This window comes from Oleiphilus sp. HI0080 (assembly GCF_001635135.1).
Genome location: NZ_LWFU01000042.1, coordinates 1 through 380 on the forward strand (window position 1 = coordinate 1; position 380 = coordinate 380).

Below are 380 nucleotides of genomic sequence, written 5' to 3' on the forward strand. Positions count from 1 at the left end.
TGGCCGCCATGCTCTACAGGAGCATTCATCGAAGGCCAACCGCCCTCCACGAACTGCTGATACGCCTCTTTAAAACCAGCGGGAGTCTTAACGCCGTCTTCGCTCCAAGTACAACCTTCTTGGTCGCCACTTTGGTTAATTGGGGCTAGAACTTCTTCACAAAACTTCGCTCCCTCAGTAACAATTGCGTCAACCATGTCCGGCGTCGCTTCAGTAGCACCAATATTCTGATAGTGCTTTTCACTATCAAGCACTTCGTCCATAAGGAACTTAATATCTCTTAGGGGAGCTTTATAATCTGGCATAACGTTAACCTCAAATTTAATCGGTTTCGTTTGAAAACTATTGGATTTAATGAGCAAATCACACATGGGAATTGC

The 380-nt window shown here is 45.3% G+C and carries 1 protein-coding gene; it reads right to left on the bottom strand.

Annotation, left to right across the window (positions count from 1 at the left end):
- The coding region (locus tag A3751_RS00635; protein WP_197466064.1) for an acyl-CoA dehydrogenase N-terminal domain-containing protein at window positions 1–305 on the bottom strand (305 nt) is incomplete at its 3' end.
- Window positions 306–380 lie beyond the last annotated feature (75 nt).